The organism is Microcystis sp. M090S1, assembly GCF_020246295.1.
GTDB classification, from domain to species: domain Bacteria; phylum Cyanobacteriota; class Cyanobacteriia; order Cyanobacteriales; family Microcystaceae; genus Microcystis; species Microcystis aeruginosa.
The window spans coordinates 1-17,281 of the sequence record NZ_JADBTF010000478.1 but is presented as its reverse complement, the minus strand read 5'-3'; the positions used below and the strand labels follow the sequence as shown (position 1 = coordinate 17,281).

Annotated in this window: 19 protein-coding genes, 1 tRNA gene and 1 pseudogene; 10 read left to right on the top strand and 11 right to left on the bottom strand. The window is 45.0% G+C overall.

The genetic code is table 11. The annotated features are described in order from the left end of the window. A partial coding sequence (locus IM477_RS21085; RefSeq protein ID WP_287733342.1) for a helix-turn-helix domain-containing protein occupies positions 1–184 on the bottom strand: 184 nt, incomplete at its 3' end. Between the two features lie 78 nt (positions 185–262). Between IM477_RS21085 and IM477_RS21080 the strand changes: the two are divergent. After that, a pseudogene (locus IM477_RS21080) lies at positions 263–469 on the top strand (IS200/IS605 family transposase); the annotation flags it as partial. 168 nt (positions 470–637) lie between these two features. On the opposite strand, the gene IM477_RS21075 reads toward IM477_RS21080, so the two are convergent. Continuing rightward, the gene (locus IM477_RS21075; protein WP_190723802.1) at positions 638–2,110 is read right to left on the bottom strand and encodes a leucyl aminopeptidase; all 1,473 of its coding nucleotides are present in this window, start codon (positions 2,108–2,110) and stop codon (positions 638–640) included. Positions 2,111–2,345: 235 nt separating this feature from the next. Here IM477_RS21075 and IM477_RS21070 point away from each other — a divergent pair, with 235 nt between their 5' ends. Further along, positions 2,346–2,585, top strand: coding sequence for a hypothetical protein (locus IM477_RS21070; RefSeq protein ID WP_002757689.1), 240 nt, complete (start codon positions 2,346–2,348; stop codon positions 2,583–2,585). Positions 2,586–2,643: 58 nt separating this feature from the next. On the opposite strand, the gene IM477_RS21065 is transcribed toward IM477_RS21070, so the two are convergent. The 4 genes from IM477_RS21065 to IM477_RS21050 form a co-directional block, all read right to left on the bottom strand. Next, positions 2,644–4,053 (bottom strand): NAD(P)(+) transhydrogenase (Re/Si-specific) subunit beta, encoded by a 1,410-nt coding sequence (locus tag IM477_RS21065; protein ID WP_061431468.1) that lies wholly within the window; start codon positions 4,051–4,053, stop codon positions 2,644–2,646. Next, the gene (locus IM477_RS21060; protein WP_002785583.1) at positions 4,050–4,346 is read right to left on the bottom strand and encodes an NAD(P) transhydrogenase subunit alpha part 2; all 297 of its coding nucleotides are present in this window, start codon (positions 4,344–4,346) and stop codon (positions 4,050–4,052) included. Before IM477_RS21060 ends, IM477_RS21065 begins: the two co-directional genes overlap by 4 nt. Positions 4,347–4,519: 173 nt before the next feature. Further along, positions 4,520–5,668, bottom strand: coding sequence for a Re/Si-specific NAD(P)(+) transhydrogenase subunit alpha (locus tag IM477_RS21055; RefSeq protein WP_287170501.1), 1,149 nt, complete (start codon positions 5,666–5,668; stop codon positions 4,520–4,522). Between the two features lie 454 nt (positions 5,669–6,122). Then, positions 6,123–6,638: a helix-turn-helix domain-containing protein gene (locus tag IM477_RS21050; protein ID WP_287733343.1), complete on the bottom strand. Its 516-nt coding sequence runs from the start codon at positions 6,636–6,638 to the stop codon at positions 6,123–6,125. 181 nt (positions 6,639–6,819) lie between these two features. On the opposite strand from IM477_RS21050, the gene IM477_RS21045 reads away from it, so the two are divergent. The 3 genes from IM477_RS21045 to IM477_RS21035 all read left to right on the top strand — a co-directional run bounded on the left by IM477_RS21045 (position 6,820) and on the right by IM477_RS21035 (position 8,468). Then, positions 6,820–7,206, top strand: coding sequence for a hypothetical protein (locus IM477_RS21045; RefSeq protein WP_002757685.1), 387 nt, complete (start codon positions 6,820–6,822; stop codon positions 7,204–7,206). 92 nt (positions 7,207–7,298) lie between these two features. Then, positions 7,299–7,880 (top strand): C39 family peptidase, encoded by a 582-nt coding sequence (locus IM477_RS21040; RefSeq protein ID WP_002757684.1) that lies wholly within the window; start codon positions 7,299–7,301, stop codon positions 7,878–7,880. A 6-nt stretch (positions 7,881–7,886) separates the two neighbouring features. After that, positions 7,887–8,468, top strand: coding sequence for a hypothetical protein (locus IM477_RS21035; RefSeq protein ID WP_287733341.1), 582 nt, complete (start codon positions 7,887–7,889; stop codon positions 8,466–8,468). Between the two features lie 267 nt (positions 8,469–8,735). On the opposite strand, the gene IM477_RS21030 is transcribed toward IM477_RS21035, so the two are convergent. The 3 genes from IM477_RS21030 to IM477_RS21020 all read right to left on the bottom strand — a co-directional run bounded on the left by IM477_RS21030 (position 8,736) and on the right by IM477_RS21020 (position 11,625). Then, positions 8,736–9,512 carry a PspA/IM30 family protein gene (locus IM477_RS21030; RefSeq protein ID WP_287733340.1) on the bottom strand — a complete coding sequence of 259 codons (777 nt, stop codon included), beginning with the start codon at positions 9,510–9,512 and terminating at the stop codon, positions 8,736–8,738. 543 nt (positions 9,513–10,055) lie between these two features. Beyond that, a complete protein-coding gene (locus tag IM477_RS21025; RefSeq protein ID WP_002782332.1) occupies positions 10,056–10,712 on the bottom strand; it encodes a PspA/IM30 family protein in 657 nt (218 codons plus the stop codon). Positions 10,713–10,734: 22 nt separating this feature from the next. After that, positions 10,735–11,625: a hypothetical protein gene (locus tag IM477_RS21020; protein WP_287733339.1), complete on the bottom strand. Its 891-nt coding sequence runs from the start codon at positions 11,623–11,625 to the stop codon at positions 10,735–10,737. A 78-nt stretch (positions 11,626–11,703) separates the two neighbouring features. Between IM477_RS21020 and IM477_RS21015 the strand changes: the two genes are divergently transcribed. From IM477_RS21015 to IM477_RS21005, 3 genes are all read left to right on the top strand, one after another. Continuing rightward, on the top strand, positions 11,704–12,264 hold the full coding sequence (locus tag IM477_RS21015; RefSeq protein WP_287733338.1) for a DciA family protein: 561 nt from the start codon (positions 11,704–11,706) through the stop codon (positions 12,262–12,264). Between the two features lie 376 nt (positions 12,265–12,640). Further along, positions 12,641–12,916 carry a hypothetical protein gene (locus IM477_RS21010; protein ID WP_045356513.1) on the top strand — a complete coding sequence of 92 codons (276 nt, stop codon included), beginning with the start codon at positions 12,641–12,643 and terminating at the stop codon, positions 12,914–12,916. A gap of 328 nt (positions 12,917–13,244) precedes the next feature. Then, positions 13,245–14,243 (top strand): Gfo/Idh/MocA family protein, encoded by a 999-nt coding sequence (locus IM477_RS21005; RefSeq protein WP_287733337.1) that lies wholly within the window; start codon positions 13,245–13,247, stop codon positions 14,241–14,243. 6 nt (positions 14,244–14,249) lie between these two features. Here the strand turns inward: IM477_RS21005 and IM477_RS21000 are convergent, their stop codons facing one another. Next, positions 14,250–15,200: a branched-chain amino acid ABC transporter permease gene (locus tag IM477_RS21000; RefSeq protein ID WP_002757675.1), complete on the bottom strand. Its 951-nt coding sequence runs from the start codon at positions 15,198–15,200 to the stop codon at positions 14,250–14,252. A gap of 12 nt (positions 15,201–15,212) precedes the next feature. After that, positions 15,213–16,064, bottom strand: coding sequence for a prolipoprotein diacylglyceryl transferase (lgt, locus tag IM477_RS20995; protein ID WP_287733336.1), 852 nt, complete (start codon positions 16,062–16,064; stop codon positions 15,213–15,215). Between the two features lie 73 nt (positions 16,065–16,137). On the opposite strand from lgt, the gene IM477_RS20990 reads away from it, so the two are divergent. Together IM477_RS20990 and IM477_RS20985 are read left to right on the top strand one after the other, a co-directional pair. After that, positions 16,138–16,220, top strand: a tRNA-Leu gene (locus tag IM477_RS20990). Positions 16,221–16,918: 698 nt separating this feature from the next. Continuing rightward, positions 16,919–17,191, top strand: coding sequence for a hypothetical protein (locus IM477_RS20985; protein ID WP_287733344.1), 273 nt, complete (start codon positions 16,919–16,921; stop codon positions 17,189–17,191). Positions 17,192–17,281 lie beyond the last annotated feature (90 nt).

Sequence of the window (17,281 nt, the reverse complement as noted above, 5' to 3'; positions counted from 1 at the left end):
CAGGAATTATGTACTCAGAAACTAGCGAACAGCGATCCACAAGACACTTTCGAGAGTTTAACCAATCTTTCCGTTCCGAGAGCGCGTAATTATAAACGCTCTTACAAACATCAAGAATGTGGACAATCTCTCGTTCCTGTTTCTTGTTTACCTTTAGTTTGTACTGGTAGGTAATCGTTATCACTGTCGTTAGTTTCGTGATGTGATGTATAGTTAAATTGTAACACTTACTGCCTAGTATATCAACTAATTACAATCATGGACCAAACTAATCGCTAACCTTAAAACAGTTAGTAGTCGCTTAATTAGACAAGAATTTCCGGATTTGGCGGCAAAGTATTTCGACAACAAACCCTATTTTTGGGCGGGAGCTTATTTCGTGGCTAGTTGTGGCGACGTTACTGTCGAACAACTAAAAAAATACGTCGAGAACCAAAACTCCCCAAAAGTGGAAAGGCTACAGCGTTAGTTTCATTCTGGTCGCGATTCATCTCCCGTTAACCGCTACGCAGTTTAACGGGAGTCCTCTCGCGACCTTGAGATAGGGGTGAGGGGTGGGGCAGATTTTTCAGGGATCGGTAAACAGTAAACAGTGAAAATACTCCTCACCTAATACCGCTTACTGCTTACCGATAACTTAATTATTGGCCATTACCCAATTAACTAGAGTGCGGACGGGAAAACCGGTGGCCCCGGAATTATTAACGCCATTTTCCTTATCGGACCAGACCGGTCCTGCGATATCTAGGTGGAGCCAGGGAGTATTATTAATGAATTGCTTCAAAAATAAAGCGGCTGTAATGGAACCGCCGGGGCGCGGGCCGGTGTTTTTCATATCGGCAATTTGAGACTTCATCCCCTCGAAATATTTTTCTTCTAGGGGCATTGGCCAGAATTTTTCGCCGGCTAATTTAGCGGCCTCTTGGAGTTGAACAGTGAGACTCTCATCGCTACTCCATAAACCGGCGATATCGTCCCCCAAAGCGATGACACAGGCCCCGGTTAAAGTGGCTAGATCCACGATCGCATCCACCTCTAATTTTTCCGCAAAAACCAAGCCATCGGCCAGGGTTAATCGTCCCTCGGCATCGGTGTTATTGACTTCAATAGTTTTGCCGTTAGAAGCGGTTAAAATGTCCCCGGGGTGCATAGCGCGACCACTAATCATATTTTCCGTAGCCGGACAGATAAAGTGTACTTCCACTTCTGGCTGTAATTGGGCGATCGCCTTGGCTGCGCCTAGGGTGGCGGCACCACCCCCCATATCCATTTTCATGGTTTCGATGCCACTGCCAGCCCCTTTAATATTCAAACCGCCGGAATCAAAGGTTAAACTTTTACCGACGATTGCTAGTTTACGTTTCGGGGTTCCTTGGGGTTTATAGATTAAATGAAGGAATTTTGGGGGAATATCCGAGGCTTTGGCCACTCCTAAGAAGGCTCCCATGCCCAAGCTTTCGCATTCTTCCTGTTCCAGAATTTTGAGACTTAATCCGTATTCGCTGGCAATTTGCTCGGCGGTTTCTGCCATGGTCAGGGGGGTGACGGTGTTAGCGGGAGCATTGACTAATTCTCTGGCCAGAATCACCCCGGAACAGATTTGCTCGGACTTGGCGATCGCCGATGCTTGCTCTCCTAAACCCAATAACTCGACGGTTTCTAATTTGGCTCCTTTTTCCTCCTTAGTGGACTTGAAGCGGGTATCCTGATGAGTGGCCAGCAGCAGCCCTTCCGTGATTGCTCCGGCAGTGGCGGACTGATCGCCAACTACTGGTAAACTGATGGCCAGAGCTTGGCTTTTTTGTTGTTTGGCCAGACGAGCGATCGCAGCAGCCGCTAGACGCAGGGTTTGCAGGTCGAAATCGGCAGTTTTTCCCAATCCCACCAGGATTAATTTGCGAATCGGACCACCACCTAGACGAGTCGCCGCACTGCTGCCTAATTTTCCCTCGAATTCCGTCTCGGAGATGAGATCCCCTAGGTTTCCCCCTAGTTTATCGTTTAATTCTGCCAATTCTCCTGCAATCTCGATGGCTCCTTCTGGTAAACCTAGGGCTAAAGTATCTCCTGTCCAAGTAAGGGGCGAGGTGTCAGTCGATCGAATATCCATTCTTTATCTCGATAATTCTTTGCAAAATGCTTCTATTAATCACTATACTGTAAGCTCTATCAGTTATCATCGATCATCTGTTGAGGTTTAGTGGCTCCCTGTCAAGAATCAAGGTCTAGCTCTTGCTAAAATCATTGTCCCTGATTGCTGATGCTGACTGGGGATAACTGCCATGGGTTCTACTACTTAGAAAAAAATTATCAAGTTTGTGTCGATCACTCAAGGAGAAATTTTTATGGAAATATCTCGTCCTAATCAAGCAGAATTAACCGCAGAAGAACAACAGGAACTAGAAAAGTTGCGCGCTATTATCGAACAGGCTAGTGTTGATGGCGTGATCACTCAAGGGGAAAGGGAAAGAATCGCCCTAGCTATGAGGTCTGATGGTAAAGTGACCCTGGAAGAATTAGAGTTAGTCAGAACTTTAATTACCGAAAAAGTGAGCAAAGGGGAATTAGTTCTGGATTATCTTTAAACTCTGGAAAATCAGATAAAAAAAGACGGGGTTTTCACCCCGTCCTATTTGTCAAGAATTATGACAAATCCTTGACTTGTGATACTAATTGTGCTACCACATCTTGAGCGCTACCAAAGAGCATAAAGGTTTTGGGATTGTAGAATAATTCGTTTTCTACCCCGGCAAAACCCGATCGCATACTCCGCTTAATCACGATCGTGTGCTGTGCCTTATCCACGTCGAGAATTGGCATTCCATAAATGGGACTAGCTTTATCGTGACGGGCAGCGGGATTAACCACATCATTCGCCCCAATAATTAACGCCACATCGACGCGCTCAAACTCAGGATTAATATCATCCATATCGTAGAGTTGCGGATAGGGAACATTAGCTTCGGCCAATAATACATTCATGTGGCCGGGCATTCTTCCCGCCACGGGGTGAATAGCATATTTAACCTCAACGCCATTTTTTTCCAACTGTTCGGCTAATTCTCGCACTGCGTGTTGTGCTTGGGCCACCGCCATGCCGTAACCGGGTACAATCACCACAGAACGCGCATAACCGAGCATCATTGCCCCTTCTTCTGAATCAATAGCATGAACTGATTTATCAAGGCTAGAAGTGGCGCTCGCTTCGCCCCCGGCACTAGCACCTGTCCCGAATGCCCCAAATAGTACACTAGCCAGGGATCTATTCATGGCTTTACACATGATCTGAGTCAGGATAATCCCCGACGCACCCACCAAAGCACCGGCGATGATCAGCATACTATTCATCAGGATAAAACCGACTACGCTGGCGGCAAGTCCCGAAAAAGAGTTTAAGAGCGAGATAACCACGGGCATATCGCCGCCGCCGATGGGAAGCACGAATAAAGCCCCGAAAATTAGGGAAAGTGCCACCAAGGTCAGGAAAACATCGATCGAGGTGGGATCAAAAAAGAGATAGACACTACCCCCTAAAAAGGTGAGTAGCAAGAGAATGTTAAAGGGTTGTTGGAAAGGAAAAGTTACGGGCGCGCCACTGATTAATTCCTGTAATTTGGCAAAAGCGAGGACACTACCGGTAAAAGTGACACCACCGATCAATACACCCAAAATAGCGATCAGTATCGAGTCAAAGGCAATATTTTCACCACTTTGCAGTAAACGCCAGTATTCGCCAATGGCAATTAAAGCACTGGCAGCACCGCCTAAACCGTTAAAAATCCCCACCATTTGGGGCATAGCTGTCATCGGGACTTTTTGCGCCGAAACTAGGCCGATAATCGAGCCAATCACCAACGCCACGGCGATTAAACCATAGCTGAGGATTTCTTGATTGATTAAGGTGGCAATAATGGCGATTAGCATCCCGATGGCAGCCAGAAAATTGCCTTGACGGGCGGTAGCGGGGGAAGATAATTGTTTAAGACCGATGATAAATAAAATGGCGGCAAGTAGATAGGACAACTCGATCCCTGTGATAAGGGCATTATTCATGATTTAGCCTCTTTTTTCTTGAACATTTGCAGCATTCGATCGGTAACGACAAAACCACCGACCACGTTAACCATCGCCAAAATAACGGCAATTAACCCTAAAATTACGGTTAATTGGTGCCAATCCGTGCCTCCGGCGATGAGGAGCGCACCGACAACGGCGATACCTGAAATTGCATTCGCTCCCGACATCAGGGGTGTATGGAGAGTGGGAGGGACTTTATTGATTACCTCGAAACCGACAAAGGAAGCGAGGACAAATACCACTAAAGCGGTTAAAAGTTGGGCAGTCATTGGTTAAGTAAAAAGGGGATAGGGTTTGGGGGATGGGGGATTGGGGTGATGGGGGATTGGGGTGATGGGGGATTGGGGAAGTGGGAAGTGGGGGATTGGGGAAGTGGGGGATTGGGGAAGTGGGGAGAATACTGCCTCCTGAATACTGAATACTGACTCCTGAATCCTGATAGCTAAAAAGCGGATAACTGTTCACTGAGGGCGGATTTAATGCGTTGGTTGCGGATTTCGCCGGCGTGGGTGACACAGGCACTATCAATGATGTCATCGGCAAAATCGAGGTTTAAACTGCCGTCTTTGCTGACTAGAAGTTGTAGCAGCATTTGCAGGTTTTTGGCGTACATCTGGCTGGCATTGGTGGCCACTGTGGCAGGAAGATTAACGGCTCCGACGATTTTTACCCCATTAACGATGATTTCTCGTCCCGGTTGGGTGTAGGCGCAATTTCCGCCCTGTTCCGCCGCTAAATCAACGATTACCGACCCCGCTTTCATGGTGGCGATCATTTCTTTGGTGACTAGCAGGGGGGCCTGTTTCCCCGGTACTTGGGCCGTGGTGATCACCACATCAGCCCGCTTAATTGGTTCCGTTAGGGCTTGACAAATGCGCTCCTGTGTGCTAAGAGAAACCTCTTTGGCGTAACCGTTATCGGCGACGGTATCTTCTTCTAGGGGCATTTCAATAAATTTCGCCCCGACACTCTGCACTTCTTCTTTGACTTGGGGACGAATATCAAAAGCCTCCACCACTGCCCCCAAACGGCGGGCGGTAGCGCAAGCTTGCAATCCAGCAACTCCTGCCCCCAATACCAGCACTTTGGCTGGGGCGATCGTCCCGGCGGCGGTAGTCATCATCGGGAACATTTTCGGCAGCTGCACGGCGGCGAGGAGTACCGCTTTGTAACCGGCGAGGTTAGCCTGAGAGGAGAGGGCATCCATACTCTGGGCGCGACTACTGCGGGGAATTAATTCCATGCTCAAAGCGGTGATCCCGCGCTCGGCTAATTTGGCAATGCGCCGGGGTTGACGCAGGGGATCGAGAAAGCCGATGAGGATACCACCATTTTTCAGGCGATCGATCTCGCTATCGCTAGGAGGGACCACTTTGAGAATAATATCAGCAGTTTCATAGATATATTCGCTGTTTTCGCTCAGGGCGGCTCCCACGGCACTATAGGCACTATCGGCAAAGTTAGCGCTAATTCCCGCCCCATTTTGGACAATTACCTCAAATCCCGCCTTGACTAAACGGGCGACGGTATCCGGCACTAGCGCCACCCGCGCCTCGCCTTGGTCACTTTCTTTGATTACGCCGATTTTCATGGCTGGGTTTCTCCTTAGTAAGTCCTTCTCTTGTCCTATGCTGTTAGGGTAAGGGTTTCGTTAAATGCGATCGATCCCTTGGGATAATTTCGAGTCAAAATTGCTTTTCACTTCCATCCTAGCTATCCTCACCTTTCTGGCTCTTTTTCGGGGTGAATCTTAGGATTATCTTCAGAATTAAAGGGTTTTGAGCGGCATTGCTTGGGTATTTTTTATAATAATGAGGTACAAGTTTCTCTTTTTTGGGAACGCCAGAACGGTTAACATTAACTGGTCTTCGGTCGTAGATACCAATTTAGGTTATACTTCATCTTTATGAGAAAGGCTGTAAGTTGTTTCTCAGTTCTCCCTCACCGAGATTATAAACTAATAAGCAGAGGGACATTAAGAATAACATTGCCTCGATTCTTTCTGAGATTTTGACAAAAAAACTATTGTGCTATCCATTAAGAAATTACCTTAAAGTTTCTAAAATTAATGACAAAGGTAAATCGAGGGCTTGAGCAATTTGTTCAGCAGTTAGCCCTACTTGCACCAGTTTGGGAACGGTTTCTAGTTTTGCTTCTTTTAATTTTTCTTCAATCAACAAGTTTTCGGTTTCAATTATATCAGAATTATCCGTGGCTAAGTTTTCAAGAGATTGAGGGGAGTTGGGACAAAAATTAAGTTTTTCAATTTGTCCAGAATTAACCAAGTTATTGCTACTATTAGTAATTATTAATCTTTCAATTGCTGATCGAACATTTGATTTGTTTAAATCTTCGCCTAATGCTTCTGAGAGAATGTGCCAAAGTTCATAGGCTTTATCTCTAGCATGACCTTCACTGCATTTATAATCTTGGGCGATTTGAGCATATTTATAACCATTAAAAACGCTTTTTAAAATCCCCAATTGTAAAGTATCTAGGTGTTTTCCTGTTTGCCTAAAAACCACCTCATCAATAAGGTTAAAAATCTCTTGAGTATCCATGTGAATGACTTTTTTGCTTTCAGCCAGATTACCATCTACCGTCATTATCCGTTATTATCCGACTTTTGTAAAGAGGCTTAATAAAAATACCGACAATTTCCGTTGTTTACCGTTTAGTAACTAGCATTTAATCAATAAAAAATGAAGAATTAATTAAAGAACATATTGATAGTCGATCCAAATGTTATTTTTATGTCAGTCAGATAGACTAAAAACATCAAATGAAAGTAGAGTGTTAAATATGGCAAAAATTGACGGTATTCAATTACCTGCTGACTTAAGTGGTAGCTTAGGAGGCACTCCTGAAGAAGCGGCCAAAGTCTTTTTATCTGCAGCAAGTAAAGGTTTAGCTAAAGTTATTGCTGATGCACTTGTGGATGCAGTGGGAGAAACCATAGGAGATGGTGCCGCTCCTGATTGGACAAAATTAATTACAGGTGCTGCAATTAATCTAGACTGGGAAACACCTCCTAACACTCTTCCTCAGAGAATAGTTGCTTTTGCTCAGACGGGGGAAGATGCTCTAGGTCGTGTGTCTGTTGGAATTTCTATTAGTGCTGAGTTTTAGAATCACTGTTCTAATGATAATTAAGAGTAACAAAGTTATGCTGCTGAGTTACTCTTTTTCCAATTACTTTATATCACTCCCAGAAAAAATCGATGCCTTTAAGAGTTGAACAAGGAAAGCCGATCATTTTACAAGCAGCAGCTTTTTTAGCTTTTGTCAGCGATGATACCCTAGGGCAAGCCACTAGAATTAACAAAATCACTTGGATTAAACAAGAACAAACCCAATGGTGTTGGGCGGCTTCAATGCAGATGGTTTTTCAGCAAAATGATGACATCACAACGCAGCAATGTAACCTTGCCAATGTTGCTTTTGAATTAACAGGTTGTTGCAGTTCACCCAATAGTTCATTGTGCAATAAACCCTTGCCAATTCTTAATATTGCTCCTATGTGGGTAAGGTATAGTTTTAATCCAATTTATATTAATGGTTTGATTGAATTTACCACCTTACAAACTGAACTTGATAATCAACGTGCAGTAGAAATCGGTTTTAAATGGAATGGAGGAGGGGGTCATGCCGTTTTAGTAGTCGGTTGGGATATAATTGATTCAGTCCCCCAGGTCATCATTTATGATCCTTGGCGGGGTGAAATAATTATTCCCTACGATCGAGTTAAAACTGCCTATGGCGAAGGTCAATGGCGATGGACATGGATTAATATTAGGAGATAAACTAAAATGGCACATTTTAAAACTTTACCCGATGACGTTTTAACTCAATTACAAAGAAAAGTAGGTTTTAGCTTGTCTAGAATAACTGAGTCTCTCGGTGCAGTTTCCCCTGCTTTGCATGAAAGTGTAGATGTCTGGAATCTACCCGCAAATGCAGTGGTTGAACCAACCAACGATTTAACCCGTTTAGCTCGTCCATCAGGGCAATGGCATCTGCAAGTAAAATCAGATAATACCCCGATCGCCTACGCTCGCTCTAGTAGCCTTGGCAGTGAACCTACAGATTGGTCTGTGGATGGAATTTTTCAATCGGAATTAGCAGAAAAATTCGATCAAGCTATTAGCTGGATTGATGAAAATATCCCTGAAGAAAATATCATAGTCAGATTATTAGTGATTCCAGCTTATCAAACTCATGCTTTATGGTTGATTGACGAAAGTAACATCAATAATCAAAAAATTCTTGTTATTGATGCTCCTCTTGAATATGGCTTTAATTTACCGCCGAAGATCGATAAAACTCAAGAAATAGAGCAATTTCTTAACCAACTACGCTCGGTTAAACACGCTGAAGGATTAACGGAATAGGGTGGATAATTCTGCTCGGCAAAACCTAATCAGATGTTTAATATCGACAAAGCCGCCATTGTGCGGCACTAACAACAGGGATAAGCTGCCCGCGTATTTAAATTGCTTGTTGAGATGAGCCAAGAGGCAAAAGTAAAGGGATTGGGGGAGAACTAATCTAAGGATAGGTGGTTAAAATTCCTCTTAGCTTATTCCCTATCTCAACAACAAAATTAATTAATAAATAGAGACGTACCGTAGATAGTACGTCTCGACGCTCTCAAAGTTTTACAGTTCTTTTAACTTCGATCGCAATTCCTCTAATTCTGCATCCACTGCCGAATCCCTGACGGTGGTTGCTTGGGGTAAAGTGGGTTGACTAGAAGTTGTGCTGGGGGGTAATGCTCCCCCGGACATTTGTGCTTTCAGCATTGCTAATTCATCCTCCACATCGCTACCCGATTCTAGTGCAGCGAATTGACGTTCCATGTCGATGCCACCCAATTCACCGATCGCTTGACTACGGGCTTCTATCTGCACAACTTTTTCTTCCATGCGCTCAAAAGCGGACATGGAACTACTGGTATCGATACTGCCGAGGGTTTTTTGGATTTCTTCGTTAGCTTTTGCGGCTCTGGAGCGAGCTACTAACATATTTTTCTTGGTTTTTGCCTCAGAAATCTTACTTTCGAGCGCAATCAAGTTTTTTCTCAGACTTTCTACCTGTACCGTTTGCTGATCCAGTTGATTTTTGAGAATGGCGGCGGTTTCCGTGAAATCTTTCTTGCGTTTAAGAGCTTCCCTGGCGAGAGTTTCATCCCCTTTAGAAAGGGCTAATTTGGCTCTTTGTTCCCATTTATTGGCTTCTGACTGGTCTTTGCTGTATTTTTGTTCCGTTTGTCGCTGTTCGGCGATCGCTCTAGCGACCGCTTGACGTACCTGTACTAGATCCTCTTGCATATCACTGACAGCTTGCTCCAGCATTTTTTCTGGATCTTCAGCCTTGCTCACCATATCATTGAGGTTAGCTCGGACAACTCGGCTAAGGCGATCGAATAAACCCATGACGCTCTTGTTCCTCTCGGTGTGTACTAAATCAGTTAACTGTTCTTAAAATTTCCTATCTTGCCTAACGGCTTATTATCCAATTTGACACTCTCCGCCCTAAAAGTGCGGAGATTCTTGGGCTGAATCCGGCCTCTACTAACTAAGTTAGCTTTGGACTTACAGTTTCATATCTAGTCCGACTACACCTATAAGGCAAGCACTCTTAAAGACTACTCCCCAAGCGTAAATTTCTGTGTGTCCCACAGTATTTAATTGTTTGGCGTTCTGACAGTTTGGACTTAATTAAACACCATTGACTGTTAGAAATTTTCAGATCACGGAGTAGGACGTTTAACCTGTTTGCTCACGTTCTCACGGTCGGAACCACCTGTGGGTATTTTAGCACAAGGCCATCCTAAAAGGACGGGGTTTTCAACCCAAATTTCTGAGCAACCACAGAAGCAATCAGCAGTCAGTATTCATGAGTCAGATATGAGTTTTCAATTCACTGATTACCGATTACTGATTACTTTTCACTGAAAATACTTCCCACTTCCCACATCACCCATCCAAGTTTTCTTGTTTTAACTTGAGTAATTCGGCTTCAATTTGTTTTTGTCCCTCCAAATCTTGGAATTGTCGCTCTAAGGGGTCTTTATACTGGATTAAATCGGCTTGGGATTCGGCTTCTAAGACTTTTGCTTCTAGTTTCTCGAAAATAGTCCCCATCTGACTGCTGTTCAAACTGCCCATGATTTCTTGGGCTTTTTGACTGGCACTCGCTGATCGCAATCTGGCCACATAAAGGCTTTTCTGTGCTTTCATCTCAGCATATTTGCGTTCAATTGTCAAGAGTTCTTTCTTTAACTTTTGTATAATAGCCGTCTGTTGTTGCAGGGAGGTTTGTAGGGGGGCGATCTGACTTTGATAGGTTTGCCATTGGCTGAGAGCTTGGCGGGCGAGTTCCTCGTTACCGTGATGTAGGGCTAATTGGGCGCGTTCGTGCCAAGTTTGGGCCGCTTTTTCCTGTTGTTGTCGTTGGCGCTCGGTACGTTTCTGGGTAGCGACGGCTGCCGCCAGGGCTTGTCGCATTTGCATCAATTCCCCTTCCATCGCCAAGATCGCCTTTTCCAGTAGTTTTTCGGGATCTTGATTTTCCTGAATCAGACTATTGACTTGGGCGCGAATTGCTTGGCCCATGCGATCAAACAAACCCATTGCCGTCCTCCCGATAGGAACCCTAATAGTTTACCGAAGTGCCGCTCCTATCAATAATGATAGAACTAGGGACGGGGGACTGGGAGGGATCGGCTGTTTCTGAAGGTGCCGGACTACTGGGAGAAGGGGATGCTTGTAATTCTGGCGGTAACTGTTTCATTAACTCCACCGCCTCCTGTCGGTTTTGATTGGCCAGACGACGGGCTTTTTCCCGTTGAAAAAAGGGTAAATTAGCGGGTGATTCTTCTCTTTGACGCAATTCCTCCAACATTCGTTCGTTAATGATCGCGGTCGAGGGGGCGGGGGTGACTTGGGGCGGTGGCGGTGGTGGTGCGGAAACTAGGGAAGATGCTGGAGGGGTACTGGGGTCCGGGGGGGCGACGGGTAAAGATTGCTTGATCTTACTGACGGGTAATTGATGGGCCGGCATTGGGGATGGTGGCGGATTCGGGGGTAAGAGGGCATTAGTCAGATTGATAGCGGTGGGGGGACTCTGAACCACTGGTGGGGCGGGAATGTTAGCGATCGGGCTAGTTTTAAGGGGAGGAGCGGGAATATTAACGATCGGACTGGTTTGAGGAGTTTTCTGTACTGGGCGAGCGATCGCTATCAATCGATCGAGGTGGCGGGAGTTATTTTGGCGCTGCTCGAGGGGGGAATTCTCAGCTTTCGTCTGGGTGGGGGTAGTATTGGTTAACCATTGATTGAGACTGAGGAGACTATTAGCAATTAAAAAGATCACCATTGCCCGGATACCCCAAGGGGTAAAAAAGACATCTTCAGCTTGGGGATAGACGTTAATGACAGCAGCTTCTAGGTATTCTGGTTCCCGAGCGGGATCGATGGCTGAACTGGGTTGATGGACGATCGAGAGAGGGGAATCTTGGGGGGATGGGGATCGATCGGATTTCATGAGGGTATTAAAGGTTATGCTGAAAAGTTAGGGGGTTTTTTCGTCCTAGTCTAACGTGGTATTCCCTAGATTTTCCCTATGTCTTTACATTCTCTTGACAAAATTTTGGCGGTTATTACTCAACAGGCGGGTTGGGAAGAATATCGCCACTATGATCAAGTGCTGCAATTGTGGCCAAAAATTATTAATCCCCGTCTGCTTGAGCAAACCCGGCCTTTTTCCCTGAGTCGCGGGGTTTTATCGGTGGCTACCAATAGCGCCGCTTTAGCACAGGAATTGTCTTTACAACGCTATAGCTTATTAAAACGGCTTAATAGTCAGTTAGAGACTCCCTTGAGCGATATCCGCTTTTCTGCTGCCCGTTGGCAGCAGGATAGTCAGTTAATTCCGCTAGAAGCGATCGCGCCTAATTCCCTCAGAGATCATCCTAGCTATGTCACCCCGGAAAAACCGCCAGAAAATCCCCAGCCACTGGACGGTTTAGAGACTTGGAGCCAGAAAATACGTCATAGAACCCGATCCTGGCCAATTTGCCCTCGTTGTCAGTCTCCCACTCCCTCCGGAGAGCTTGAGCGTTGGCAATGTTGTGCTTTTTGTTTTGCCCAGTCGGGCGGGGTAAAAGATGCAATTTTTTTATAGTATTGTGGAAAGAGTGGTTTTGAGTCAGGAATCAATTGGCGGATCTTTTCTGTCTTAATTGAACCTGTATTCATCAATTCTATCGAGCTAAGGCTTGATCCCCGTTCTGTTATTGCTGATACTAGACCCAATAACCTCGGCCACAACTGAGTTAAACTCTTCAGTTTTGAGACAGTGCTGCTTTTTGCAAAGTAACTATTAAAAGATTCTAAAAATAAAATTTTTTTTGGGGATCACTAAAAACTATATGGCATATCAGTTCTAGCTGTGGTAGTCAGGAAAATACCCTTGGCACAGGGTAGGACAATATTACACAGAGCGAAAAGAGAGTCATCCCTTGAGTTCCTTATAATCATCTTCCTTTTAAAGCCAAACCATGCAAGCCGCAAACTTTCTTACTTCTTCCTGTCGATACTGCCGATACTATCAAACCCAAGGTCGGCGCGGTGGCACTTGTCAACAACTAGATGTTCCCGTCGAAGCTCATTGGAAAGCCTGCGCTCTAGCGATGCCTCCTTTTAGTACTGAATGGCAACAACTCAATCGGGTGGTTAGTTTAGAACAGTCTCTAGAATTAACCTGTACAGTGTCGCCAACTCCCGTGGTGGTTTCCCCTAGTCGTCATGCTCCCCGACAACCGATCGCGGTTTAGAAGATCTGGGGCCTAAACAGGAGCAAAAAATTGGCGTTGTCCATTAAAAATTTGAATTCACCCTCCCACATCTTTTAGAGTGCTATTTTTGAGATAATAGATGAGTTAATTGCCAAGATAAAGCTAGGAAAGGCAGAATTGCTGTAGAAAGTATTCAGGAGTTGAGAGTTGGGGTTTTAGGGAGTTGGGGTTTTAGGGTTTTGGGGTATTAGTTGAAATTCCCCTATCTCCCCACTCCCCTATCTCCCCACTCCCCTATCTCCCCGCACCCCTATCTCCCCGCACCCCACTTCCCACACCCCACTTCCCGATAATTAATGTCGCCAGAATGCCCCCGATGACTTCTCATCGTCCCCTAAAAATTGGTATAGTTGGCACAGGGTTCGCCGCTCAACGTCGCGCTGAAAGCTGGCAAGCGGATGATCGCGCCAGGCTTCTGTATGTTAGCGGTAATAGTGCCGAATCGATCGCTAATTTCTCGCAAAAATACCAAATTTCTGCCCTAGATTCGGCAGTAAGCCTGGCCAGCCATCCCGATCTCGATCTGATTGTCGTTGCCAATGTTAATCAGGCCCATGCCTCGATCGCCCGTACTGCCTTAAAATCCGGTAAGCACGTTATCGTCGAGTATCCCCTAGCTTTTCACCCGAAAGAGGCGGAAGAATTAATCACCCTAGCCGAAACCGAGAACAAATTACTGCACGTCGAACATATTGAACTTTTGGGGGGACTGCATCAAACCCAACAGCAGTATTTAGCCACCCTCGGCAATATCCACCTAGCCCGTTATACCACGATCGCCCCCGGCAGACCGGCACCCCGGCGCTGGACATTTCATCGGGATTTATTCGGTTTTCCTTTGATCGCTGCCCTTTCTCGTATCCATCGCTTTACTAATTTATTTGGGGAAGTGGAGTCCGTATCCTGTCATTGTCGTTATTGGAATGCCCCGGAATCCGATTATTTTCTAGCCTGTTTGTGTGAGGCGCAGTTATTATTTAAAAATGGCTTAATTGCTGAAGTTACCTACGGTAAAGGGGACGTTTTTTGGCAAAATGAGCGAACTTTCACTATTCATGGCGAGGGGGGCAGCTTAATTTTTGAAGGGGAAACAGGGCAGTTAATTAATAGTGAAGGTAGCCAAGCTTTAGAAGCGGAAACCCGTCGCGGTCTTTTTGCCAAAGATACCGCCATGGTGCTAGATTATCTGTTCGATCGGGCTCCTCTCTATGTTACTCCCCAAGCCAGTCTTTATGCCCTAGAAGTGGCCTATGCTGCCTATCAATCTTCTTTGTCGGGAAAAACAGTTTTTCTCTCGGCCAATTAAACCGACTTAGACTTTTTGAATTAACTTTCTGCCTAGTAAACCCTGGGGACGAACTAACAACATAATAAAGAGAATAGCAAAAGCGATCGCCTCTCGATAACCGGAATATTCTGCGGGAACAAAAGCTTCGGCAATACCCAATAATAAACCACCGATTACCGCTCCGGGGATACTTCCCAATCCCCCTAAAACAATCACTCCTAAACCTTTTAATCCGAAAGCAATACCGAAATAGGGGCCAGCGATACTAACACTAGAACCGACTAAAGTTCCTGCTAAACCTGCCAAGGCACCACTAATAAAAAAGGTAATCACGATAAATTTTTCGGGATTGATCCCCAACAAACTGGCAGTGGTGACATCTTCAGCTACCGCTTGTAAAGCTTTGCCCATTTTGGTGAAATTAACCCAATAAGTCAGTAAAGCTACCATCACTGCTGAAACCAGAAAAATAATAATCTGAATTGTGCGAATTGCCACGGGGCGATCGGCTGTACCAAAATTAATTGCGGGGGGAAGATTGCCATAAATCCCATCGGGAAAAGTATAAATTTCTGCCCCGAATAAGTATTGAATGACATTGACAATCACCACGGCTGCCCCTAGGCTAGAAACCAGAGTTAAGAGAGAATCGGAACCCCTTACCCGGAGGGGTTTAAAGGCCAATCTTTCCAGAAGAACCGAGGTGAAACCTGAAAGGATACAGCCTAGCAAGAGTGCCAAAAAAAAGGGTAAGGAAAAGGGTAATTTGGCATTAGCCAATAAACCATTAAAACCGAAAACTCCCCCCGCTAGAGCGTAGGTAAAATAGGCACCGAGGGTAAAAATTGCGCCATGGGCAAAATTGATAATCCCTAAAATGGAAAAAATCAAAGTGTAACCGAGGGCAAAAATAGCATAGACACTACCGATCGATAAACCGTTTAAAACCTGTTGAAAAATCGTTACTAGATCCATTGTCAGGGTTAGCTAGGGTAACTTTTGATTATAACTGACGGTCGCCACCACATCCGGTAAAGGACGCTGCAGTTTATATAACCAGAATAACCCGAAAATACCGATAGCGATCGCTCCTAAACTAATTATTTGCGCCATTTTTAGAGGCCCAAACATTAAACTATCGGTGCGTAGCCCCTCGATCCAGAATCTACCTAGACTGTAGGCGATAAAATAGACTAGGGTAAGGGTGCCAATTTTTAATTTACCCGGGTGTTTTAAACCCCAGAAAAATAGATAGATGAGTAGGGTAAAAACTCCCATATTCCAGAGAGATTCGTAGAGAAAGGTGGGGTGAAAATAATCGACGGCGATATATTCTAAAGGACGACTAGCCGGAGGAATAAACAACTTCCAAGGTAAATTAGTCGGACTGCCAAAAGCTTCCGAATTAAAAAAGTTACCCCAACGTCCAATCGCTTGACCGAGAATAACTGAAGGGGCCACCAGATCGAGTAATTGCCAAAGAGAAACCCGATTAATGCGGGCAAAGATTAGGGCCGCCAGCAAACCCCCGATAATTGCCCCGTGAATAGCGATACCTCCCTTCCAAATGGCGATAATATCGGCAGGATTTTGCGCGTATTCTTGCCACTGAAAGAGAACATAGTACAGACGGGCTGCAGGTATAGCCCCCACTACTAACCAAATGGCCAAATCAGCGATTAAATCGGGATCGATCGCTCTTTTTTGGGCGAGGTACTGGGAGAGGGTGACACCCAATAATACCGCCATAGCGATGAGAAATCCATACCAGCGCACCGAAATCGGTCCGATCTCCCAGAGGATCGGGCCGGGGGACTGAAAGACAAAACCTAAGAGCATAAAATTATTAAGAATAAAAAATTTTATCTTTCCTATAGTATCTTATGCTATGATGAGGTATGCTGACATATTTGCGGATGTGGCGGAATTGGTAGACGCGCTAGATTTAGGTTCTAGTATCTTTTTGATGTGTGGGTTCGAGTCCCTCCATCCGCATTAACCTTCGGGTCGATGAAGTGTAACCTAATTTGGTGTTGACGACCGACAACTCAAAACAAAGACTTCTTACCGATTCAGGAGAGAGGAGACTTCTCGGTTTAGTAAATTCAGGCATTTTGTCCGATAAATAAGGTTTCTGTCAGTTCAAAAACTCTTTGATCTGTATTTTTTCCTTTTGACGGCTGATTCGGACAATGCTGACTCAACCAGAGGTTTTAAAATTTTTTACAGGAAGTCTAATATCATTTTGCCAAAGTAATGAGAGACTTAGTTGATTATTCTCAGGCGCAATTTCGCTCTGAGAAAAGAATTGCACTTGCAGATATCAGTCACGACTATTGAAAATTACTACAACGTCCCTTAAATGAGTTACACCAAATAAGTGACCTAGATCGTGTGACTGGTAAGAGGGAGAGGAACAATCTATACTAAACAGCAATAGAGAGCTAGATAGCAGAATACTCCTTAGCAATATCTCGCTCTAGCTCTCGATGTGGAATACGAGAAGACAGACAAGGTTAGGTCAGACCTAATTCCGTCGAAATTGTTCTTAATTTTATCGACATTTTAGCGACTACTTGCGCTCAGGAAGGTACTTATAGCGGTAAGCGCTTGAGTGAGATACAGACCAAGCTTTGCCTAGCATGGTTTATAGCTCGTGACACTGTACCTCATACGACTGCACACCGCTATATATGGATCAGCCTTTTGAAAGTGATGTTATGGAGGATTTAGCTGCTAATTCCTCCTTTGGCGATGAGGGAGCCTTCGATGCTTGGGACGGGATGGAAGGCGAAGGTGTCCTATGTCCTATCGTCAGAGGCAAAGCTGGAAAATCGACGGAATTTGGGGCAAAGCTCTCGGTGTCTTGTGTAGATAATTATGTATTTTTACACCGTTTGTCTTTTGTCTTTTGTCTGGGAGCATCTCACCTTTGCAATGAGCATAAATACTTAGTGGAAAAATAGGCTTTTCGAGGGTAATTCTTGTTTTAATTCTCCATGTACGCAGTCTTTAAAAGCCTCTATTTCGTTCCAAGACACGATTAAGAGTGGCTT